Origin of the sequence: Flavobacterium psychrolimnae (assembly GCF_003312425.1) — a bacterium.
In the GTDB taxonomy this organism is placed as follows: domain Bacteria; phylum Bacteroidota; class Bacteroidia; order Flavobacteriales; family Flavobacteriaceae; genus Flavobacterium; species Flavobacterium psychrolimnae.
The window spans coordinates 301,575-324,530 of sequence record NZ_QNUX01000002.1; the positions used below are offsets into that span (position 1 = coordinate 301,575).

A 22,956-nucleotide genomic window follows, 5' to 3' on the forward strand; every position below is an offset into this window, starting at 1 on the left:
ACGTTTTTATAACAGTTGTTTTGGGAAACAGATATAATACTTAGTCACTAATTTAGATAACGATTTTAAATTCAGCTGGTCAGAAGATTCTATGACGTCCTCAATTGTGCTGTCTTTTTTCAAAATCCGTATCGGTTCCGCTTCTTTGCTGTAGGCTTGATTTTTTATTTTCCCTTTAAAAATAAAATAATTAGTTTCTAATAATGAAATATTGTTTTCTATTGCAAAACGTTCTTTCAGCGGCTGCAATTCTTCAATCGCTACTTTTTCGCTCGTTAATTTTATTTTTAATAAATCTCGGTTTACTATCATTTTACTCAAAGACGACAGAATAAAATCATCCTGTTTTTGCCAAGATTTCAAAGCTCCAATAATATCAAAATCATCTAATTGAGCAAATAAATCCAAGGTTTCAGCATCAAAAGTATCAATAGTGACCTTGTTTTGCATGAAAAACAGCAGCGGTTCACTGCATGGCAATTGTACTCCTTTTAACGTTAATTCTTTGGCGCGCTTTAAGATTTTCATCAAAATTAACTCTGCCACTAAACTGGTTTTGTGCAAATATGCCTGCCAATACATCAAGCGTCTGGACATTAAGAATTTCTCAACAGAATAAATTCCTTTTTCTTCAATCACCAAATAATCGTCCACCACATTCATCATTTGAATCAGTCGTTCTGAGTTGACATTTCCTTCTGCCACGCCCGAGTAAAAACTATCGCGTTTCAAATAATCCATTCGATCCATATCCAACTGACTCGAAATCAACTGCAACATGAATTTTCTATTGTATTCCCCTTTAAAAACCTGAATAGCCAAACTTAGCTGACCGTTAAATTCGACATTCAATTGGTTCATGAATAGTAGCGATATTTCTTCATGATGCACATCTTCAACGATACTTTTTTCCATAGCGTGCGAAAACGGTCCATGTCCGATATCATGCAATAAAATAGCAATATACAACGCATTTTCTTCTTCGGGAGAAATAGAAACTCCTTTGAAACGCAATACATCGACTGCTTTTTGCATTAAATGCATACAACCTAAAGCATGATGAAAACGGGTATGATTGGCACCAGGATATACTAAATATGACAATCCCATTTGGGAAATTCGACGCAATCTTTGAAAATAGGGATGCTGAACTAAATCGTAGATTAAGGCATTTGGAATGGTAATAAACCCATAAATGGGATCATTGAATATTTTCAGCTTATTGATTTGACTCACTATAAGTTTGTTTTTAAGGTCAACAAATATAAGTAATTTAGATTTCAAAATAGAAACGTTCCTGCTTCTGATTTAGAGCAAAAAAAACGGAGCGTTTGTTACGCTCCGTTAGTTTACTTTTTAAAGTTTTCTAATCCAAATATTTCTGAATTGATTTTTAGAATCATGATCTTGAAGCGAAATAACATCTTCACCATGAGACGATGGATAATTGTGTAAACCAATATAAAGTGTCAATCCGTTGATTGTAGTGTTATTTTGTACTAAAACCCCATTCAAAAATACGGTGATTCTAGCCGGAGCATCAATTCTGCCATCCGCTTTGAATCGAGGTGCCGTATAAATTACATCATAAGCATTCCACTCTAATGGTGTTTTCACAGCGTTAACTAATGGTGGACGATCTTTATAGATGCTTCCCGCCTGTCCATTGCTGTAAGTTCTGTTATTGTGGGAATCTAATATTTGCAATTCATATCTGTTTTGAAAAAAGACACCGCTGTTTCCTCTTGCCTGTCCGCCATCTAAAACAACATCCGGCGCACTCCACTCCAAGTGCAACTGACAATCACCAAAAGCCATTTTGGTTTGAATGGCTCCAGAACCCGGAACAACTTCCATGTAATCTTTGTCAACAATTTTCCACGCTGCAGGTTTACTAACATCTTTTTGACTTACCCATTGATCCAGATTTTTACCGTCAAATAAAATAATTGCATCCGAAGGAGCATTTCCAATGGTTTTTGCGGGAGTAATTACTTTTACTTCCGGTTCCCAAATTTCAGTCATTTCAGGTTTCATTTGCATTGGTGAAACTTCCGGCGGTGTATTCACATATTTGTGTTGCGCCATAGCTGCCGTTGCAGAAAATAAGGCAAGCATTAGAAAAGAGTTCTTAAAGTTTTTAGATTTCATAGTTAAATTCATTTGGTTTAAAAAAATATAAATAGTGTGTAATAGTTCTCTTTTCAATATTAAGCATTTTTTTTTCACGAACTAACTTTTAATTTAAATATAACTAATTGAGGATTAAACTTTAGATTTTTATTCGAAAGAAAGTAAATTCTAAAGAAATCGTTTTCTTAAAAATTAACATAATTTTAAGTTCGTTTAGTTCGGTAAATTATGAACTAACTTTACTTTTGCAAAAAAAATTATGTCAACAATCCAAAAAGAGAGAGAAGAACTCATTGAAATGTTCGGAATTCATTTTGAGTTATTATACAATTTACCGCCACTAGGTTCCAGAATTCTTGGATTATTAATAGTAGATGGTTGCAAGACCGGATTAACATTTGAAGAGATAGTAGAAAAAATGGGTGCCAGTAAAAGCTCTATTTCAACAAACTTAAATCTACTTCTTAAGATGGATAAAATAAATTACTACACAATAAGTGGTGATCGTAAAAAATATTTTAAACCGTCTCCATTCAGCGAAAGACTTTCTAATTATATCAAAATCCTTGATTTTGAAAAAAAAATAATAGACAAATTAATCACGTACAGAGAGCAGACTATTTCTTGTAAAGAGGAACAATGCAATATGGAAAATGTAAAAGCCTATAAAGCGCATGTTTGCGAAGTAGAGGAACTTTTGATTAAAACCATCGAAAAATTCAAAGAAATAGAAATCAATAACAGTAAAAATAATTAATCAATTTTAGTAAATAGTCCGTATGAAAAAGAAATATTTTATAAGTGTAATTTTGTTATCAATAAGCTTACTCTCCTGCAAAAAAGAAACTGCTCAAACGGCTCCTCCAGTTATGTCCTACAAAGTGGTCGAAATAGGAACCTCTAATACCACTTTATTAGCGGAATATCCTGCAAGTTTAGAAGGTATTACAGATATTGACATTCGTGCAAAAGTAGATGGCTATATTGAAAAAATATATGTACAAGAAGGTCAAGAGGTTAAAAAAGGGCAATTACTTTTTAAATTAGAGACACAAACAGCAACCCAAGAAGCTGGTGCTGCAAAAGCAAAAGTTGCTGCTGCTCAAGTGGAGGTTAATCGTTTAATCCCTTTGGTAGAACGTAACATTATCAGTGATGTGCAATTAGAAACTGCAAAAGCAAATTTAGCTAGTGCTAGAAGTACCTATCAAAGTATAGTTGCCAGAATTAATTATGCTACTATAAAAAGTCCCGTGAACGGAATCGTAGGGAATTTACCCTTAAGACTTGGAAGTTATGTCAGTAGCCAAACTGTTGAACCATTAACCCGAATTTCAGATGTGAGTACCATTTATGCTTATTTTTCAGTGAATGAAAAAGAACAATTGGATATCATGATGAATGCTGAAGGAAAGTCATTTCAGGAAAAAATCAACAAAATGGAAGCGGTGAATTTGGTTTTGAGCAATGGTATGTCTTATGAACAAAAGGGAAAAATTGAAACTTTTAGCGGACAAGCTAATTCTCAAACAGGGTCGTTTAATGTAAGAGCACGATTTGCAAATGGGAACAAATTGTTGCGTTCTGGAGGAAGTGGAACGATACAAATCCCAACAAATTTAGAAGATGTTATTATTGTCCCACAAAATGCGACATTAGAATTACAAGATAAGCGAATTGCACTTGTTGTGGATAAAAATAACAAAGTGCAAGCAGTTCCTATTGTGGTTCGCGCAATTCCTGGAGGTAAATTTTTTGTTGTGGATAGCGGATTAAATTTAAATGATAAAATACTTGTTGAAGGTGTTGGAATTGTAACTGAAGGAACCCTTATTAAACCTGAAGTAGTTGATTTTAATACCATAATCAATCCTACAAAAAAATAATTCACACACTAACTATTGAATAAATAATAAAATATGTTTTCAAAATTCATTGACAGACCGGTATTGTCAACGGTGATTTCTATTATCATCGTAATTTTGGGAGTTTTAGGGTTAATCTCACTTCCAGTTTCACAATATCCAGAAATAGCGCCACCTACGGTAACTGTATCAGCAAATTATCAAGGTGCCAGTGCCGAAGTGGTAATGAGCTCGGTGGTAATTCCATTAGAAGAACAAATTAACGGTGTTGAAGACATGACTTACATGACTTCTACATCAAATAATGATGGTTCGGCAGCCATTAATATTTACTTTAAATTAGGCACAAATCCAGATTTAGCAGCTGTAAATGTGCAAAATCGTGTTTCACGTGCTACACCTTTGTTACCGCAAGAAGTTACAAGAGCTGGTGTAACAACTTCAAAGAGACAGAGCGATAATATCTTGATTTTATCATTATATAGTGACAACCCCGATTATGATGATACTTTTCTTCAAAATTATGCTAACATTAATATTTTACCAAAAATAAAACGTGTAGCTGGAGTTGGAGAAGCAATGATTTTTGGACAAAAAGACTACTCCATGCGTATTTGGCTTAAGCCAGATGTAATGGGAGCTTATGGACTTGTTCCTTCAGACATTACAGCTTTATTGGCTGAGCAGAATATTGAGGCCGCTCCAGGGCAATTAGGTGAAAGTGGAGACCAATCTTTTCAATATGCTTTAAAATATAAAGGGCGTTTACAAAATGTAAAAGAGTTCGAAGAAATTATTGTTCGTTCAACGGAAAATGGAGAAATCCTTAAGTTAGGCGATGTTGCAAAAATTGAATTGGGAGCTGTAAACTATGCCAGTAATGCTTACACAAATGGAAACAAATCCATTGCGATTGCAATTGCTCAAACTGCAGGATCTAATGCACAAGAAGTAATTGAAGGTTCCTTAAAAGTATTGGATGAAGCGGAAGTAAATTTCCCGAAAGGAGTAAAATATGCCACTTTAATTAATGCAAACGACTTCCTGGACGAATCTATTACTAAAGTAATTCATACCTTAATTGAGGCCTTTATATTAGTATTCATCGTAGTTTTTATCTTCTTACAAGACTGGAGATCAACTCTTATACCTGCAATATCAGTTCCTGTTGCAATTGTGGGAACGTTCTTTTTCCTAAGTTTATTTGGCTTTACCATAAATTTACTAACGCTTTTTGCCTTAGTACTCGCTGTCGGAATTGTTGTCGATGATGCCATTGTCGTCGTTGAGGCCGTCCATGCCAAAATGGAAGCTGGGGAACATGATCCCAAAAAAGCGGCTCACAGTGCCATGCAAGATATTAGTAGTGCAATTATTTCCATTACGCTAGTTATGTCGGCGGTATTTATTCCAGTTTCGTTTATCAGTGGATCTGCGGGAGTTTTCTACAAGCAGTTTGGAATAACTTTAGCTGTTTCAATTGTATTATCAGCTATTAATGCCTTGACGCTTTCCCCAGCTTTATGTGCCATTTTCTTAAAAGAACACGATAAAAGTGCCAAGAAAAAAGGTTTTGCAGAACGTTTTTATACCGCATTTAATGTTGGATTTGAAACTACAACCGCTAAATACAAAAGGTCTGTTGAGTTTTTTATAAAACGAAAATGGTTGGCATTTTTAGGAATTGCCATCTTTGCAGGGATTTTTATTTTATTGTTAAATATTACTCCAAAGGCTTTTGTTCCAGGTGAAGATACAGGTGCGATTCTTTCGGATGTTTCCCTTCCGCCAGGAACGTCATTGGAAAGAACAGAAGAGGTTTTATTACAAATTGAAAATAAAGTTAAAGACATTCCTGAAATAAAAGAAGTGCTTCGTATATCAGGTCGAAGTTTACTAAGTGGTACCGGTAGTAACTACGGAATGGTAATCGTGAAATTAAAAACTTGGGAAGAACGTAAAGAATCAAATCAAGAAATAAATGCAGTTGTACAGGAATTATTTAAGCGAACCGCTTCCGTAAAAGATGCAAAAGTACTTTATTTTGCTCGTCCTACACTTGTTGGTTTTGGTTTTACCAATGGTTTTGAATTTCAATTACAAGATCAAAAAGGAGGAACAATTTCGGAATTAAGTGAAGTAAATAATAAATTCTTAGCAGCTTTAAACAGTCGTCCTGAAATCAAATATGCGACTACTTCTTTTTCTCCAAATTATCCGCAGTACCGAATTGATTTGAATGTTGCTTCCATAAAAAAATCAGGTTTAACAGTTACCGATGTTTTAGGAACGATGCAAGGATATTATGGTGGGGTTTATGCATCTAATTTTAACAAATTTGGAAAACAATTTCGTGTAGTTTACCAATCTGAACCCGAATTTAGAAGTAATCCCGAATCACTAAATCAAGTATTGGTCAGAAATAAAAACGGTCAGATGGCTCCTATTTCACAATTTGTGACGTTAGTAAAAGTATTTGGTCCTCAAGCTATAGAGCGTTTCAATTTGTTTACTTCTGTAAAAATCACTGGTGCACCAAACGAAGGTTTCAGTTCTGGTGATGCCATCAAAGCAGTCGAGGAAGTGGCAAGTCAAAACTTACCTATTGGTTATGGTTATGAGTTTTCAGGAATGACCCGAGAGGAAATAAGTGCAGGTGGTCAAACCTTGTATATTTTCCTATTGTGTTTGGTATTTGTATATTTCTTATTAGCCGCTCAATACGAGAGTTATATGTTGCCTTTTGCCGTATTAATTTCATTACCAATTGGTTTAGCAGGAGCGTACTTATTTGCTTATTTATTCGATGTGAGTAATAATATTTACTTACAAATAACACTTATTATGCTTATTGGATTACTCGCTAAGAACGCCATTTTGATTGTCGAGTTTTCTGTAGATTCCAGAAAAAAAGGAATGAGTATTACACAAGCTGCTATTCATGGAGCAGTTGCGCGTTTGCGTCCAATATTAATGACATCATTTGCATTTATCTTTGGATTATTGCCTTTAATGTTAGCTAAAGGTGCTGGAGCTATTGGAAACAATGCTATTGGAACTGGGGCTATTGGTGGAATGTTAATAGGAACTATTTTTGGAGTTTTTGTTATACCGGTATTGTTTATTGTTTTCCAAACCTTACAGGAAAAAATTTCTACAAAACCACTTCCTGTAGAAAATCAGGATTCAGATGTCGCACTTTTAAACAAAGAAAATGAAGAATAAGTTAGCCAAAATAGCAGTACTTGTTGTAACCGCAACTGTAATGCAATCGTGCTTTGTTGCCAAAGAATACGAACGACCGGAATTAAAAACGGAAAATTTATACCGAAACGAAATTGTTTCAACCGATACCATTTCACTTGCAAATGTTGCCTGGGAGAACGTTTTCACGGATCCGCTTTTGCAGGAATATATCAAGAAAGGATTAGAAAATAATTTGGATATCAAAATTGCCATGCAAAATATTGCAGCGGCAGAAGCATCGATGAAGCAAGGAAAAGCAGGGTACTTCCCTACTCTTTCTGCCGGTGCCGATTGGACGCATCAGGAACTTTCTAGGAATAGTCAGTTTGGTGCATTGTTGCAAGACAGAAGTACCAATCAATATCAGCTAACAGGAAATCTTTCTTGGGAAGCTGATATTTGGGGAAAAATAAGAAGCAACAAGCGCGCTGCAAACGCTGCATATTTGCAAACAACTACTGCCAATCAAGCCGTAAAAACTCAGTTGATTGCTAACATTGCCGCTACTTATTATCAATTGCTTTCGGTTGATGCGCAAATAAAATTAGCGGAGAAAACCTTGGTAAACAGAGACAAAAGTGTTGAAACTATTGTAGCATTGAAAAAAGCGGGAAATGTAACCGAAGTTGGCGTTAAACAAACCGAAGCACAGAAATATGCTACTCAAATCATCATTGCCGATTTAAAAAATAGCATCATTATTCTTGAAAACACCATCAGTATTCTTATGGGTGAAGGTCCTGCAAAAATTGAAAGAAGCACATTCGAGTCTCAATCCATGCAACCTACAATTACACTTGGGGTTCCTGCAACTTTACTACGAAACAGACCTGACGTAATTGCAGCTGAATACAATTTAATTTCAAACTTTGAACAGACTAATGTTGCCAAAAGTAATTTTTATCCAACATTGAAAGTTACTGCAACTGGCGGACTTCAGAGTATCGATTTGAAAGAATGGTTTAGTGCCAATTCAATTTTCGCCAATGTAATTACGGGATTGACACAACCTATTTTCAATCAACGCCAAATTAAAACGAGGTTTGAAATTGCAAAAGCCAATCAGGAAAAAGCCTATCTTCAATTTGAACAGTCATTATTGACTGCTGGAAAAGAAGTTTCGGATGCTTTGGCACAATACAATAATGAGACGTATAAACTTACAGTTAGAGAAAAACAAGTCGATGCGTTGAATAAAGCCACCGATTATTCGGATGAATTATTGACGTACGGTTTAGCCAATTATTTAGAAGTTTTGACGGTAAAAGACAATGCTTTGAATGCTGAACTAAGCTTGATAGACAATAAATTTCAACAATACAAAGCGATAATTCAATTGTACAGAGCCCTCGGTGGTGGCTGGCAATAATGAGGTTGCTTGACTAATTATTATTGATTCCTGTTTCTTCAAAACCACTGCTCTTTGTACCGGCAGTGGTTTTGTCTTTTATAGCAATTGTTCTTTTGATAATTAATCAAAATTTTTATTTCAGTTGGATTGGAATCCAAATTTCCTCTTCGGAATCTGGATCATTGTTCTTGTACTTTTCTCCTAATAATTCAAAATGCATTCTATCATCAAGAACGTATTCAGAGTTGGGCAACCAAGTTCCGAAAATATACTCAAATGTTTTTGAAGCAATCGTCACATCTCCTTTATGAATAAAAACTGCATACAATCCTCCAGCCAAAATAATTGGTTCCATTCCTTCTGGGATTTCATCAAAATCCGTTACAGCAATGGCGGCCCATTTTTCGAATTCAGTATTGGGATTAAAAGTTTTAAAATAGGACATATCATATTTTTGCATAGAATACAAATCGGTTCCAATACTATTTTGAAATTCCTTTCGTCTGGGCATAAAACTTTTCCACAGTTCAGCCGTTTTATTATTGGATAATGAAAGTGTAATTCTTTTGCCAATTAATTGTTTCTCTGGTAATATTTCAATTCTGGGATTCATACAACGTTGCTTCTTTAGATTGAACAAATGACTAATCGGTTGCTAAAATAGCATAGCCGTAATTATCAGACCAACCGGATGACAATGGTAATAATTTTCGCGTGTGGGCTTCTCTTGTCATTTCAGATTTCTCCAAAACACTAATAGAACCTATATTTCCTGCGGCACAACCTGCTTCAATCCGATGCAAATTCAGTTCATTGAAACCAAAACGGAGAATTTCTTTTAAAGATTCTGTAGCGTAGCCTTTGTTCCAATGGTCTTTGTGAAATTTGAACCAAACTTCAGCATTTTTATATTTCACTTTCCCCAAATTGATTCCAATTAATCCTATAATTTGGTTTCCGGTTTTTAATTCGACCGCAAAAGTAAAATGGGTCGTAGGTTCTTTATTGTTTTCAGAAATCCACTTTTCTAACAGAAGTTTTGTTTCTTCGATATTTGCCGGAATTCCTAACGTATTGAATTCATCTGTTTCTTTCAAAGAATGCAATTCGTGAATATAATCCAAATCCATTACAGTAATTGGTCGTAAAATCAATCGTTCTGTTTTGAGAATTACGATGTTCATTTTTTGTTTTTTTAAATTAATACAGTCAGTCCAATTATAAAAGTATCTTTTACTTTTCCGTGCTCATCGGATACAAAATTCTCAAAGCGTTAAAAATAGCTTGATGCGTTATCGTGGCGTGGTCTTCATGCGGCAAATAGTCAAAATTGACTTGTATTGTTTTAGACTTTGTAGATTTTAATTTTTCTGTTAAGAGATTTGCATCTACTTCCATAACATGCGGAATCTCACTTGGTGCAAGTCCTTCTTTGCCAACTCCTATGTAAATATCAATTTTTTTATTAAAATTTTCTTGATAAATAACTGAATTTTGACGCAATAAAGAGCCATTATCCCACCACAAACTTGGACTTATGATGATGTATTTATTGAATAAATTGGGTTTCTGAAGTAAAATTTCAGTAGCCAAAAGTCCGCCTAATGATTGTCCAATAATGGTTTTTGAATCGTTTGTTTTGTATTTCTTTTCAATATACGGCTGTAATTCTTTTTCTAAAAATGAAATGAAATTTGCCGATTTCCCCGCAGTTGCATATCTTTTTTGGTCCGCTTCGATAGTGCTTTGATATGTAAAATCTCTTTTACGATCCACATTTGCAATTCCCACAACAATTGATTTTGGAACTCTATTTATCCAAGAAAAGCTGTTGAATTGAAAAAGCCCAACAACGTGAATAAAATCTTCGTCTGCAGAACCATCTAGTAAATAGATTACCGGATAAGTGATGGTATCATTTTGTTGATATCCTTCTGGTAAACAAATGTTTAGTATTCTTTTTTTCGGATAATACTTTTGAATGTATTTCTTCGATGCTTCCCAGAACAAAAGGTTTACTATTCTCTTTTGACTTACTATTTTGCGAATTAGAAACTGTTGTAAAAAAGAGCAGTATTAAAATCAATATTGGTTTCATCATTTTATTTTTCTTCTTTTTTTTTATTCGAATGTGTTTGACATTCTTCTATATGGTTCATTTTTTTATTATTCTAATCAATTTCGTTTGTGGTCTGGAGCGGGACGCTTGCACTAGCCTTTATATATTACTGTTTTGAGTTGTGTCGCTTTTAGTGGCTGGCTTCAGTTTTAAAAATATTCTGGATGTTTTATAAATTGTTTATAAAAATCATTTGAATAATAAGCAATAGCTAAAATTAAAATGATAATGTGAATGAGCAATAGCCAAGTAAATTCATATGAAGTTTTTCTTTTCTCAATTTTTCTTTCAAAAACATAATTTATAAAAGTTATAATTATAATAAATGCAATTGAAACTAGTGTGAGCTTTTCTACTTGACTATAAATTAAATTCATAAGCCTATCAATATTTGGAACTCTAACTATTATTGCATAAGAGAAATAAGAATAAAAAATCATAAAACTTAATGCAGTAAAATTGAGCAAATATTTTATTATTTTCTTCACGTATATTTTAATTATTAAATTTTCTCTCAATTTCAGGTTGCTTGCCACTACGTTCTCCTACCATTTAATATTGCCATCTTTATCAATTTCAGTTGAAATAGAAACTTTTGTGACATCTGCTATTGTAATCTCATCAGCTTCGTCAGCAATGGATGGATCATCATAAAATGCTTCTGTTACCTCGAATTCAATTACTTTCTCCAAATAAAAGTCGTTCTCAAATACATCTGTACGCATAGCAATATTATCAGTTTTGAAATTATTGCCGACACTAGGATAGATTATGCATTCAAAATTAGTATCACTTCCCTTCCCATGAAGTATTAGTTCTGACATAATTGAACTCATTAAATATTCTGAATGGTGAGAAACGGTTTTCGAAAATTCTCTACCAAGTAAATTAAAATAATTTTCAATGTATTCGATAAATAGAGGAGAATTATATGATTTAAGTTCTTCAAATGCTTTAGTTGCTTTAGCAACACCCACATTATTTTTAATCGCTTCTTTTCCATGCGAAATCGCATATGATAGGAATTTACGATTAATTTTTGGACGCCAAACTCCTATTGTTATAGGTTTATTAAGAGGAGGTCTTAACTCCTTAAGGTTTGTATCAATTGACTCAGATGAATAAAAAACAGTTGTATTTATTGAATTTGCTCTATTATAACGTCCTATCTTTTGGACAATTTCTAATGTAGGGTGTTTTAAATATTTTGCGTTAGTAATTCTTTCATTTTCACCTAAAACTGACTCATTTATTACCATGCGATAAGTTGAAAAAATCGTTAGATTGTTTGAAACAATTGGTAGATAATTAAATGCATATAAAATATATTCTTTAAATAATTCTCTTTCAACATCCGATAAAGATGAATAATCTAAACTTTCTAATCTCTCGTTTAGAACTTTATAAAATTCGAGAAATTCTTTAAAAGTTTCCTCTTCCTTTTTAGAAACAGGTTGCTGATTTATGAATTTCATCGCAATTTCTTGTTCAGGTGACATATGCAAGTTCTCCTGCCATCTTTTTTTTGGAGGAATTTCAGGAAAATCTTTAAATTTTTGTTGCCAATTGGGTTTCATTAAATGTCTGCTAACTTATTTATATGTGCGGCTTTGTCTATTAAACATCTATCATTATTTTTAAACGAAAATATAAAATAAAAACTACAAATAATCAAATGTATTTTATATTACCAAAAACTCATCTTCTCAAAAGTTCTTGTAAAACCCAACAATTCTTTCAAGTGCGTGAGGGATGGAAGCGGCATCCTTTCCTTTTTTCTTTAAAAAGGAAAGATACAGCGTACAGCCCGACCCGGACGGAGTTTTCCTAGGATGGGGCACGCCCAGAAACAAATCTAAAACAAACCGAAAGCGAATCCTAATTTTGTAAAATGCAGCGAAAGTGTGTTAAAAAATTATCATAATATTAGCAGGTAGCCGTTACAAAAAAATGTAATTTGGCACTTTAATTTAGTACGTTAGAACTCTTGTTGATACAATTATGGATAAAATAAAAATACTTTGGGTAGATGATGAAATCGACCTTTTGAAACCACATATATTATTTCTGGAAAAGAAAAATTACGAAGTAACAACCTGTAACAACGGACTTGACGCCATTGGAATTTTTGAGGAAAATAATTTTGATATTGTTTTTTTGGATGAAAATATGCCCGGAATGAGCGGCTTGGAAACGCTGTCAGAAATGAAGGAGAAAAAATCTTCGGTTCCTATGATTATGATTACGAAAAGTGAGGAAGAATACATTATGGAGGAAGCCATAGGTTCTAAAATTGCCGATTATTTGATTAAACCCGTGAATCCGAACCAGATTTTGTTGAGTTTGAAGAAAAATCTGGATCATTCCCGATTGATTTCGCAAAAAACTACGCTGGATTATCAGAAGGAATTTAGAAAAATTACCATGGAAATGGCGATGGTGAATTCCTATGAAGACTGGATTGAGTTGTACAAGAAATTGATTTTTTGGGAACTGGAATTGGAAAATATCGATGACCAGAGCATGATTGAAATTTTGGAATCTCAAAAAACAGAAGCCAATTCCCAATTTGGAAAATTCATTGAGCGCAATTACGAGGATTGGTTTGCACCAAAAGCCGATAAACCGGTTCAATCGCACACATTATTCAAAGAATTAGTACTTCCTGAACTAAAGAAAAAAGACAAGCCCATTTTGTTTGTCGTGATTGACAACCTTCGTTACGACCAATGGAAAACCTTTGAAAGTGTAGTGGGAAATTATTATAAACTGGAAAAAGAGGTGCCATACTACTCTATTCTTCCTACGGCGACGCAATATGCAAGAAACGCCATTTTCTCTGGTTTAACGCCACTGGAAATGGAGAAACAGTTTCCGCAATACTGGAAAAATGACCCGGAAGAAGGCGGAAAAAACCTTTTTGAAGCAGAATTTTTGACGGCGCAATTGAAACGATTGGGCTTGAATATAAAGGAAGATTATTTTAAAATTACCAGTCTTGCCGGCGGAAAAAAATTAGCCGAAAGCTTCAAAGCCTTAAAAGATAATGATTTAGTGACCGTGGTATACAACTTTGTAGATATGCTTTCGCATGCCAAAACGGAGATGGATGTGGTAAAAGAACTGGCCTCAGATGATAAAGCGTATCGCTCGCTGACGTTGAGTTGGTTTAAGAATTCCCCACTTTTAGAAATTATTCAACAGGCCCAAAAAATGGGTTTCAAATTGATTTTAACCACTGATCACGGTACAATAAATGTAAAAAATCCATCGAAAGTGGTAGGTGACAAAAACACGAGTTTGAATTTACGTTATAAAACCGGACGCAGTTTGACGTACGAACACAAAGATGTTTATGCGGTTAAAGAACCGAAAAATATTGGTTTGCCTACCATAAATATGAGTAGTTCTTATATTTTTGCAAAAAATGATTTGTTCTTGGCCTATGTCAACAATTACAATCATTATGTGAGTTATTACAAAAACACGTATCAGCACGGTGGAATTTCATTGGAAGAAATGATTATTCCGTTTTTAGTTTTTAACCCGAAATAAAAAAGTAGTCAGTCTCAGTTTTCAGCTTACGGCAAGAACCTTAAACTTTAAACTTTAAACAATTTTATAAGAATGAATATCATTTTTTCTATAGACCAGCTCGAAGAAGTGGCGCAGCAAATTATTGCCAATAAACCTAAAAAAGTGATTCTTTTTCACGGTGAAATGGGCGTTGGAAAAACGACATTAATAAAGCAATTGTGTAAAACACTTGGCGTAACCGGAGCAACGAGCAGTCCAACTTTTTCTTTAGTTAACGAATATGAAGCCGATGATAATCAGCTGGTTTATCATTTTGATTTTTATCGATTAAACAAAGAGGAAGAAGCTATGGATATGGGTATTGATGATTATTTATATTCCGGTAATTGGTGCTTTATAGAATGGGCGGAGAAGATTCCAAATTTGATTCCCGAGGTACATTCGGTTATCAATATTTCGCTGCTCGCTGATGGGAAACGTTCTTTAACTTTAAGCTGAAAGTAAACATGAGTGTAGACAATACTATTGAAATTATACCTTTTTCTCCGACATATAAAGAAGCTATAAAAACTTTAAATCTGGAATGGTTGCAAAAACATTTTAAGGTTGAACCCAAAGATGAACTTGTGCTTTCGGATCCGCAAGGTCAGATAATAGACAAAGGAGGAATGATTTTTTACGCGAAATACAAAGATGAAATCGTAGGAACGGTTTCCTTAATAAAAATTGACGATACGACTTTCGAACTGAGTAAAATGGCAGTTACAGATGGTGTACAAGGATTAGGAATTGGCAAGAAACTAATGTTGCATTGTCTTGCTGTTGCTGAAGCAAAAGGAATGGAGAAAGTGATTTTATATTCGAACCGGAAATTACTGTCGGCTATTCATTTGTATGAAAAATTTGGTTTCGTAGAAGTACCGTTGGAAGATGGCGTTTATGAACGAGCCGATATAAAAATGGAAAGAATTATTCGCTGAGATTTAGCAGCATTACAAATGAATTTAAGAAGATTGAATTTGTACTGTTTATAAAACTTTTTACGTAAATTGTACCCTTAATTTAACAACATCAATGTCAATAACTATAACGCCATTCACAAAACAACAGCTTTTACCACAGGAGGAAAAACTGGAAATTGCAAGACAAAAAAGCGAACTTTTTATTGGGATTCCAAAAGAAACGAGTTATCAGGAACGCCGAATTTGTCTTACCCCAGATGCTGTTAACTCGCTTACCTATCATGGCCATCGCGTGATGATTGAAGCGGGAGCGGGATTGAGTTCGAGTTATACCGACAAAGAATATTCTGATGCAGGTGCCGAAATTACTAATGACACCAAAAAAGTATTCAGTTGCCCCATGATTTTGAAAGTGGAACCAGCTACACTTGCCGAAATTGAAATGATGAACCCGCAGACAATTCTGCTGTCCGCCATTCAATTGAAAACCCGAAAGAAAACATATTTTGAGGCGTTAACGAAAAAGAAAATTACTGCTTTAGCTTTTGAATACATCAAGGACGAAGACGGAACGTATCCTGCGGTGAAATCCTTGAGCGAAATTGCCGGAACAGCATCCATTCTTATCGCTGCTGAGTTGATGATTACCAACGAATTTGGAAAAGGATTATTATTCGGGAACATTACCGGCGTCCCTCCTACTGATGTGGTTATTTTGGGCGCAGGAACCGTTGGGGAATTTGCTGCTAAAACCGCAATTGGTTTAGGCGCCAGTGTGAAAGTTTTTGATAATTCTATTACCAAATTGCGGCGTTTACAAAATAATTTAAACCAACGTATTTTCACTTCCACGATACAACCAAAAGCGTTACTAAAAGCGTTAAGACGTTGTGATGTAGCCATTGGCGCCATGCGAGGCAAAGAACGTTGTCCTGTTATAGTTACAGAAACGATGGTGGAGCACATGAAAAATGGAGCCGTAATTGTGGATGTAAGTATTGATACCGGCGGTTGTTTTGAGACTTCAGAAGTGACGTCACATGAGAAACCAACGTTTATAAAAAACAATGTTTTGCATTATTGCGTGCCGAATATACCTTCCCGATATTCTAAAACGGCATCACTTTCTATAAGCAACATAATTTCCCCTTACCTGATGAAAATTGCTGAAGATGGCGGCATTGAAAGTGCTATTCGTTGCGATAAAGGGTTGAAAAATGGCGTTTATATGTACCACGGAATCCTCACTAATACATCCATAGGCGAATGGTTTGATTTGCCTTATAACGACATCAATTTAATTGTTTTTTAAGAAAACTTTCTTCTACCTTTGCCAAAAATTTAATTCATGAAGTTTATACATCGTTTTGCTTATTATCTAGTAGGTTTAGTTATCGGATTATTTTTTGTAGCCTTAGTTTTTAGTGGTAAAGATACCCGTTGTAACTATTTTCCAAATGCAAGAGTTTTAAATGATTTGAGAAACAAACCGTTTTATTATTCGGATAAAGCTTCAATGATTTTGGCTGAAAAATGGATTGACACTGCCGATATTAAAAACACATTGCAATTTGGTGACGTAGATTTTGACAACAGTAATATCGAACTTAAAAAAGGAAAGCTATATATCATCGAAGGAAAAACAATCAAAAACCAAGAGGTAACTTTGAAAGTCATTAATTACGCTGATAAAGCTGTTTTAGAAGATATAATAAAAAAATAGGCGCTTTAATTAGTCTTATTTGTGGTTGAATTTTTTCAATAACACTATTTTAATTTGGGCGTGACCCTGCAGATTGCTTAGTCGTTCCTCCTCGCAACTTCGGGTCGTGCTGTACGTTCCCGCATTTTTTGGAGGCTGAAACGCCTCTCAAAAAAGAGCTCCACTTCCATCACTCACGCAAAGCAGGTAAAATACCTATTTACGTTTTCAAAAAACACAATTAATCTACTGAAATCCAATTAATTAATTCCAATCCGTTTTGTTTTAAATACGCATTCGTCTTACTAAAATGTTTATTCCCGAACCATTTTCCTTGATTGGCGCTCATAGGCGAAGGATGCCCGGATTCTAAAACCAAATGTTTGTTTCGGTCAATTTTGAGTCCTTTTTTATGAGCAAAATTTCCCCAAAGCAAGAAAACAACATGCTCTTTTTCTTCCGAAATTTTCTGGATTACAGCATCAGTGAAAACATTCCATTTTAAGTGTTTATGACTATTCGCATTGTCTTCTCTCACGGTCAGCGAGGCATTCAACAACAAAACGCCCTGCTTTGCCCAAGCTTCTAAATTACCGGAAGTGGGCATGAAAATAGTTTCCAAATCCTCACTCATTTCGCGGAAAATATTGCGTAACGAGGGCGGAATTCGCACTCCATCATTCACAGAGAAACACAAACCATTCGCTTCGCCTTTCCCATGATACGGGTCTTGACCAATGATAACCACTTTTACATCTTTGAAACTGCAATAGTTAAATGCAGCAAAAATCAATTCTTTTGGAGGATAACAGGTATGATTTTTGTACTCCTCCTCAACCGTTTCCATTAATTCCTGAAAATAGGGTTTCTGGATTTCATCTGATAAAATGGATTGCCAAGTGGTATTGAGATTGATCTGCATAATTAAATATTAGAACGCAAAGATACAGAGAGAATATTTTTTTTGAAACATAAAAAGGATAATAAACATTCATTAATTCTTTGTGAAAGTCTGTTAAATAGTCTTAACTATTAGCTATTTTTGTGTTGAAAAGAATTATACTATAAATGATATCCATCACTGAAAAAACATTACAAGATTTACAATTTCCAACGGTTCTCGAAACCATTTCGACCATTTGTAATACTGACATTGGAAAACAAAAAGCATTAGAAATAACCCCTTTTAAAGACAAGGAAACATTGATGCAAGCATTAATGCAAACCTCGGAATATGTTTCGTCTTTCCAAAATAATAATGCCATTCCCAATCATGGTTTTGATGCTATCACGCATGAGATAAAATTCCTGGCCATCGAAGACAGTTTCTTAGAAGTGGGCAGTTTTAGAAAAATTGCTACAATTTCTTCAACGGTAAATTTCTTGTTGAGTTTTTTGAGAAAATTCGAGGATTATTATCCAAATATAAATGCAAGAGCAAACCAAGTCGAACTGACCAAAGAAATCATCACAATGGTGGACGAAGTAGTCGATAAATATGGCGAAATTAAAGACAATGCCTCCCCGGATTTATTGAACATTCGTCGCAGTATGAACGCTGTTCGCGGAAAAGTCAATCAAAGTTTTGGTACTGCACTAACGCAATACAATTCATTGGGATATCTAGACGATATTAAAGAAAGTTTTGTTCAAAATCGACGCGTCTTAGCAGTTTTAGCGATGTATCGTCGTAAAGTAAAAGGATCTATTTTAGGCAGTTCCAAAACAGGAAGTATTGCTTATATTGAACCCGAAGCTACTTTACAATATTCCCGTGAATTGAGTAATCTTGAATACGAAGAGAAAGAAGAAATTACCCGAATTTTAAAACAGTTATCCAATTATATTCGCCCATATTTACCGCTTTTAATCAAATACCAGGATTTTCTTAGTGATATTGATGTAATTGCTGCGAAAGCAAAATATGCCAATAAAATCAATGGAATTTTACCAACAATTACAGAAGAACGCCGTCTTTATTTTAGAGATGCCTTCCATCCTATTCTGTATTTGAACAACAAACAGAAAAACGAAATTACGCATCCGCAAACTATTGAATTAAGCCAGGAAAGTAGAATCATAGTGATTTCAGGACCTAATGCCGGAGGGAAAACTATTTCATTAAAAACCGTAGGACTACTGCAATTAATGTTGCAATCCGGAATGTTGATTCCGGTGCACGAACGCAGTGAAACGTTTTTATTCGATAGAATTTTAACAGATATTGGTGATAATCAATCTATTGAAAATCATCTAAGTACATACAGTTACCGATTAAAGAACATGAACTACTTTCTAAAGAAGTGCAATAGAAAAACCATGTTCCTTATTGATGAATTTGGTACCGGTTCTGATCCAGAATTAGGAGGCGCTTTAGCCGAAATTTTCTTGGAAGAATTCTACCATCGGGAAGCTTTCGGGATTATTACAACGCATTATTCAAATCTAAAAATTTTGGCTAACGAATTACCTTTTGCCACTAATGCCAACATGCTCTTTGATGAAAAATCATTGGAACCAATGTACAAATTAGCTCTAGGTCAAGCCGGAAGTTCCTTTACGTTTGAAGTGGCTTTGAAAAACGGAATTCCTTTCAGCTTAATAAATCGAGCCAAAAAGAAAATTGAAGTCGGAAAAGTACGTTTTGATAAAACTATTGCTACCCTTCAGAAAGAACGTTCTAAAATGGAGAAAACTTCGCAAACGCTTAAAGAAGAGGAAACAAAAGCGCGTGAAGAAGGCAAGAAAATGGAAACTATTAATGTAAAAATCAAACAAAAACTGGAAAGCTATCAAGAATTGTACGACAGCAACCAAAAAACGATTTACATTGGACAAAAAATTGAAGACATTTCGGAGAAATATTTCAACAATAAGAATAAGAAAGAGCTACTTGGTGAATTTTTGAAAATAATTGAAATCGAAAATTCAAAGCGCAAGAAAGCTACAACCAAAGAGTCGAAAGCGCTGATTGAAAAGAAGAAAGAAGTCATTCAAGAAGTGACTGTTCAGGTGGAGGAAATAAGAAAAGAAAAGAAAGAGAAGAAATTGAAAGTCGTGGTTGAAAAACCAAAACCAGTTCTAAAAGTGGGCGATCGCGTGCGAATGTTTGATGGAAAAGCGGTGGGAACGATTGATTCTATTGAAAAAAATAAAGCAACCGTAAACTATGGTGTATTCACTTCAAAAGTGAGTCTGGAAGCACTGGAATTTGTGGAAGCCGGGAAGAAGTAAACTAAAGTCATTACGAGTAACGAAGCAATCGCACTAACAAGATATAAGTTGAGCAACTAAATGCGATTGCTTCGTTCCTCAAAATGACATAACAAAACAAAAAAATGCTCAATATTCCTAAAGACAAAAAAATTATCCTCTTTGATGGCGTTTGCAATCTGTGTGATTCCGCGGTGCAAACGATTATTAAGCATGATACTAAAGATGTTTTCCGATTTGTAGCTTTGCAATCTGATTTAGGTCAAAAAATAATCAAACACTTGGGTATTGACACACAAAAAACAGATAGTATTATTTTGTATCAGCCGGGTTTTGCATACTATTATAAATCCGAAGCTGCCTTAGAAATTGCTAAAAATTTAGGAGGTATATTTTATTTTGCTTCACTATTTTCAATATTACCCACTTCTTTCAGTAACTATATTTATGATTATATCGCTAAGAATAGGTACAAATGGTATGGAAAAAAGGAAACTTGCCTGATTCCCACAAAGGAGCTACAAGCCAAATTTTTAGATTAAACACCCAATCATGATAATTATCATACCTTTTATTTTGCAGGAATAATATATTTGAACAATCTTAAAAAATAAATGGATCATGAAAGACACCACACTTTTTTCTTGGGATAACGGAACCTTTATAATGGTTGTCGTATTCGGATTAGTCATCGTAGGAATTATTTCAGCAGTTTTCATTATGATGAATTCCGACAGAAAAAAATAACAGCATAAAAAAGAGGATGCCTTTATGGACATCCTCTTGCTGCTATTATCTATAATTAGAAAAACTAACTTCTGATTAATTTTCTGTATTTCAATCGTTTTGGTGTTAAATCACCACCCAAACGTTTCTTTTTATTTTCTTCATATTCAGAAAAACCACCTTCAAAACAATACACCTCAGAGTTACCTTCAAAAGCTAGAATGTGCGTACAAATTCTGTCTAAGAACCATCTGTCGTGAGAAATAACTACAGCACAACCTGCAAAACTCTCCAAACCTTCTTCTAATGCACGAAGTGTATTGATATCCAAATCATTCGTAGGCTCATCAAGCAAAAGTACGTTTCCTTCTTCTTTCAAAGTCATCGCAAGGTGCAAACGGTTACGTTCTCCACCGGAAAGCATAGAAACTTTCTTGTTTTGTTCTCCGCCACCAAAATTAAATCGTGACAAATAAGCTCTTGAATTTACTTGCTTTCCACCCATCATAATCAATTCCTGACCGTCAGCGAAGTTTTCCCAAATTGATTTATTAGGATCTATGTTTGAGTGTGCTTGATCTACATAAGCGATTTTTACAGTATCTCCTATTGAGAACTCACCTGAATCTGGCTTTTCTTCACCCATTATCATTTTGAAAATAGTTGATTTACCAGCACCGTTTGGTCCAATAATCCCAACAATTCCTGCTTGTGGCAACGTGAAATTTAAATTATCATACAGTAATTTATCCCCAAATGCTTTAGCAACATTTTTAGCTTCAATTACATTCGTTCCTAAACGTGGACCATTTGGAATATAAATTTCCAGATTTTCATCCAATTGTTTTTGGTCTTCATTCAATAATTTATCGTAGTTCTGCAAACGCGCTTTTTGTTTCGTTTGACGTCCTTTGGCACCTTGACGAACCCAGTCCAACTCACGTTCTAAGTTTTTTCTACGTTTAGAAGCTACTTTTTCTTCTAATGCCATACGGCTTGATTTTTGGTCCAACCAAGAAGAATAATTCCCTTTCCAAGGAATACCTTCACCTCTGTCCAATTCTAAAATCCAACCGGCAACATTATCCAAGAAATATCTATCGTGCGTTACTGCAATTACAGTTCCGGCATATTGTGCTAAATGTTGTTCTAACCAAAGTACACTTTCGGCATCCAAGTGATTCGTAGGCTCATCCAAAAGCAATACATCAGGTTGTTGCAACAACAAACGACATAAAGCTACACGACGACGTTCTCCACCAGATAAATTTTTGATTGGCGTGTCACCTTCCGGAGTACGCAACGCATCCATGGCGATTTCGAGTTTGGTATCAATTTCCCAAGCTCCCAATGCATCAATTTTATCTTGCAAAAGCGCTTGACGATCCATCAATTGCTCCATTTTATCAGCATTTTCATAGACTTCAGGTAAACCAAAACTATCGTTGATTTTATTGAATTCATCAAGAACTGCCATCGTTTCAGCGACACCTTCTCTTACAATTTCAATAACCGTTTTACTATCATCTAAAATAGGTTCTTGTTCTAAATAACCTACTGTATAACCTGGTGCAAATACTACATCACCTTGGTAGTTTTTATCAACACCTGCAATAATTTTTAATAAGGAAGATTTTCCAGAACCATTTAATCCCAAAATACCAATCTTAGCCCCGTAAAAGAAACTCAAATAGATGTTTTTAAGTACTGGTTTATCTGCTCCTTGATAGGTCTTGCTCAATTTTGACATTGAGAATATCACTTTTTTATCGTCTGCCATTTTTTATAGATTTTCTGATTATTATACTTTTAGATAATTAGTTCTTATCTAATTTTTTCAATTTTAAATTCGTAATTTTTGATTAACTAAAGTCTTCCCTTGAGTGAACTAAACACCCACGCATTAGCTAAAAAGCCAACACCTACTGCTGCAAAGCCCCATCCTGCTACATCATCATATCTAAAAGCACCTAATGCAATAAGCAATAAGCCCATGGTTATCATTATCAGAGTGGCCCAACCCAGAATCGTATTTTTATTCATTGACATAATTGTGGAATTTATTTTAATGATCCAATTCCGAAGCCTCGGAACGGGAGTGC

Annotated in this window: 22 protein-coding genes; 12 read left to right on the forward strand and 10 right to left on the reverse strand. The window is 34.6% G+C overall.

The features are described 5' to 3' along the window. Positions 1-6: 6 nt before the first annotated feature. Positions 7-1,236 carry an HD domain-containing protein gene (locus tag DR980_RS03560; RefSeq protein WP_113633958.1) on the reverse strand — a complete coding sequence of 410 codons (1,230 nt, stop codon included), beginning with the start codon at positions 1,234-1,236 and terminating at the stop codon, positions 7-9. Positions 1,237-1,356: 120 nt separating this feature from the next. Continuing rightward, positions 1,357-2,151 (reverse strand): 3-keto-disaccharide hydrolase, encoded by a 795-nt coding sequence (locus DR980_RS03565; protein ID WP_113633959.1) that lies wholly within the window; start codon positions 2,149-2,151, stop codon positions 1,357-1,359. A gap of 241 nt (positions 2,152-2,392) precedes the next feature. Here DR980_RS03565 and DR980_RS03570 point away from each other — a divergent pair, with 241 nt between their 5' ends. Genes DR980_RS03570 through DR980_RS03585 form a run of 4 tightly spaced genes read left to right on the forward strand, consistent with a single transcriptional unit; the run spans position 2,393 to position 8,613 of the window. Further along, positions 2,393-2,890: a GbsR/MarR family transcriptional regulator gene (locus DR980_RS03570; RefSeq protein WP_113633878.1), complete on the forward strand. Its 498-nt coding sequence runs from the start codon at positions 2,393-2,395 to the stop codon at positions 2,888-2,890. 22 nt (positions 2,891-2,912) lie between these two features. Next, positions 2,913-4,019, forward strand: a complete 1,107-nt coding sequence (locus tag DR980_RS03575; protein ID WP_113633879.1) for an efflux RND transporter periplasmic adaptor subunit — start codon at positions 2,913-2,915, stop codon at positions 4,017-4,019. Between the two features lie 33 nt (positions 4,020-4,052). Then, positions 4,053-7,223 (forward strand): efflux RND transporter permease subunit, encoded by a 3,171-nt coding sequence (locus DR980_RS03580; protein ID WP_113633880.1) that lies wholly within the window; start codon positions 4,053-4,055, stop codon positions 7,221-7,223. Then, positions 7,213-8,613 carry an efflux transporter outer membrane subunit gene (locus tag DR980_RS03585; protein ID WP_113633881.1) on the forward strand — a complete coding sequence of 467 codons (1,401 nt, stop codon included), beginning with the start codon at positions 7,213-7,215 and terminating at the stop codon, positions 8,611-8,613. Before DR980_RS03580 ends, DR980_RS03585 begins: the two co-directional genes overlap by 11 nt. Before the next feature lie 115 nt (positions 8,614-8,728). On the opposite strand, the gene DR980_RS03590 is transcribed toward DR980_RS03585, so the two are convergent. The 5 genes from DR980_RS03590 to DR980_RS03610 all read right to left on the reverse strand — a co-directional run bounded on the left by DR980_RS03590 (position 8,729) and on the right by DR980_RS03610 (position 12,291). Next, the gene (locus DR980_RS03590) at positions 8,729-9,208 is read right to left on the reverse strand and encodes a GyrI-like domain-containing protein (protein WP_113633882.1); all 480 of its coding nucleotides are present in this window, start codon (positions 9,206-9,208) and stop codon (positions 8,729-8,731) included. A 31-nt stretch (positions 9,209-9,239) separates the two neighbouring features. Further along, positions 9,240-9,779, reverse strand: coding sequence for a GNAT family N-acetyltransferase (locus DR980_RS03595; protein WP_113633883.1), 540 nt, complete (start codon positions 9,777-9,779; stop codon positions 9,240-9,242). Positions 9,780-9,828: 49 nt separating this feature from the next. Continuing rightward, entirely contained in the window at positions 9,829-10,605 is a 777-nt protein-coding gene (locus DR980_RS03600) for an alpha/beta hydrolase (RefSeq protein WP_317047918.1), read from the reverse strand. 258 nt (positions 10,606-10,863) lie between these two features. After that, positions 10,864-11,202, reverse strand: coding sequence for a hypothetical protein (locus DR980_RS03605; RefSeq protein ID WP_146779212.1), 339 nt, complete (start codon positions 11,200-11,202; stop codon positions 10,864-10,866). 57 nt (positions 11,203-11,259) lie between these two features. After that, on the reverse strand, positions 11,260-12,291 hold the full coding sequence (locus DR980_RS03610; RefSeq protein ID WP_113633885.1) for a hypothetical protein: 1,032 nt from the start codon (positions 12,289-12,291) through the stop codon (positions 11,260-11,262). A gap of 424 nt (positions 12,292-12,715) precedes the next feature. On the opposite strand from DR980_RS03610, the gene porX reads away from it, so the two are divergent. The 5 genes from porX to DR980_RS03635 all read left to right on the forward strand — a co-directional run bounded on the left by porX (position 12,716) and on the right by DR980_RS03635 (position 16,936). Further along, positions 12,716-14,269, forward strand: coding sequence for a T9SS response regulator signal transducer PorX (porX, locus tag DR980_RS03615; RefSeq protein ID WP_113633886.1), 1,554 nt, complete (start codon positions 12,716-12,718; stop codon positions 14,267-14,269). A 72-nt stretch (positions 14,270-14,341) separates the two neighbouring features. Further along, positions 14,342-14,749, forward strand: a complete 408-nt coding sequence (gene tsaE / locus DR980_RS03620; RefSeq protein ID WP_113633887.1) for a tRNA (adenosine(37)-N6)-threonylcarbamoyltransferase complex ATPase subunit type 1 TsaE — start codon at positions 14,342-14,344, stop codon at positions 14,747-14,749. 8 nt (positions 14,750-14,757) lie between these two features. Continuing rightward, a complete protein-coding gene (locus DR980_RS03625; RefSeq protein ID WP_113633888.1) occupies positions 14,758-15,231 on the forward strand; it encodes a GNAT family N-acetyltransferase in 474 nt (157 codons plus the stop codon). 94 nt (positions 15,232-15,325) lie between these two features. After that, the gene (locus tag DR980_RS03630; RefSeq protein WP_165151261.1) at positions 15,326-16,525 is read left to right on the forward strand and encodes an alanine dehydrogenase; all 1,200 of its coding nucleotides are present in this window, start codon (positions 15,326-15,328) and stop codon (positions 16,523-16,525) included. A 36-nt stretch (positions 16,526-16,561) separates the two neighbouring features. Then, positions 16,562-16,936: a DUF4258 domain-containing protein gene (locus DR980_RS03635; protein ID WP_113633889.1), complete on the forward strand. Its 375-nt coding sequence runs from the start codon at positions 16,562-16,564 to the stop codon at positions 16,934-16,936. 220 nt (positions 16,937-17,156) lie between these two features. Here the strand turns inward: DR980_RS03635 and ung are convergent, their stop codons facing one another. After that, positions 17,157-17,837, reverse strand: coding sequence for a uracil-DNA glycosylase (gene ung / locus DR980_RS03640; protein ID WP_113633890.1), 681 nt, complete (start codon positions 17,835-17,837; stop codon positions 17,157-17,159). 146 nt (positions 17,838-17,983) lie between these two features. Here ung and DR980_RS03645 point away from each other — a divergent pair, with 146 nt between their 5' ends. The 3 genes from DR980_RS03645 (at position 17,984) to DR980_RS16600 (ending at position 20,875) form a co-directional block, all read left to right on the forward strand. Continuing rightward, on the forward strand, positions 17,984-20,149 hold the full coding sequence (locus tag DR980_RS03645) for an endonuclease MutS2 (protein WP_113633891.1): 2,166 nt from the start codon (positions 17,984-17,986) through the stop codon (positions 20,147-20,149). Between the two features lie 104 nt (positions 20,150-20,253). Further along, complete coding sequence (locus tag DR980_RS03650; protein ID WP_113633892.1) at positions 20,254-20,670, forward strand: thiol-disulfide oxidoreductase DCC family protein; 417 nt, start codon at positions 20,254-20,256, stop codon at positions 20,668-20,670. 79 nt (positions 20,671-20,749) lie between these two features. Further along, positions 20,750-20,875 carry a hypothetical protein gene (locus DR980_RS16600; protein WP_256371164.1) on the forward strand — a complete coding sequence of 42 codons (126 nt, stop codon included), beginning with the start codon at positions 20,750-20,752 and terminating at the stop codon, positions 20,873-20,875. Positions 20,876-20,939: 64 nt separating this feature from the next. Here the strand turns inward: DR980_RS16600 and ettA are convergent, their stop codons facing one another. Then, entirely contained in the window at positions 20,940-22,634 is a 1,695-nt protein-coding gene (gene ettA / locus DR980_RS03655) for an energy-dependent translational throttle protein EttA (protein ID WP_113633893.1), read from the reverse strand. An 86-nt stretch (positions 22,635-22,720) separates the two neighbouring features. Next, positions 22,721-22,903, reverse strand: a complete 183-nt coding sequence (locus DR980_RS03660; protein ID WP_113633894.1) for a CAL67264 family membrane protein — start codon at positions 22,901-22,903, stop codon at positions 22,721-22,723. Positions 22,904-22,956 lie beyond the last annotated feature (53 nt).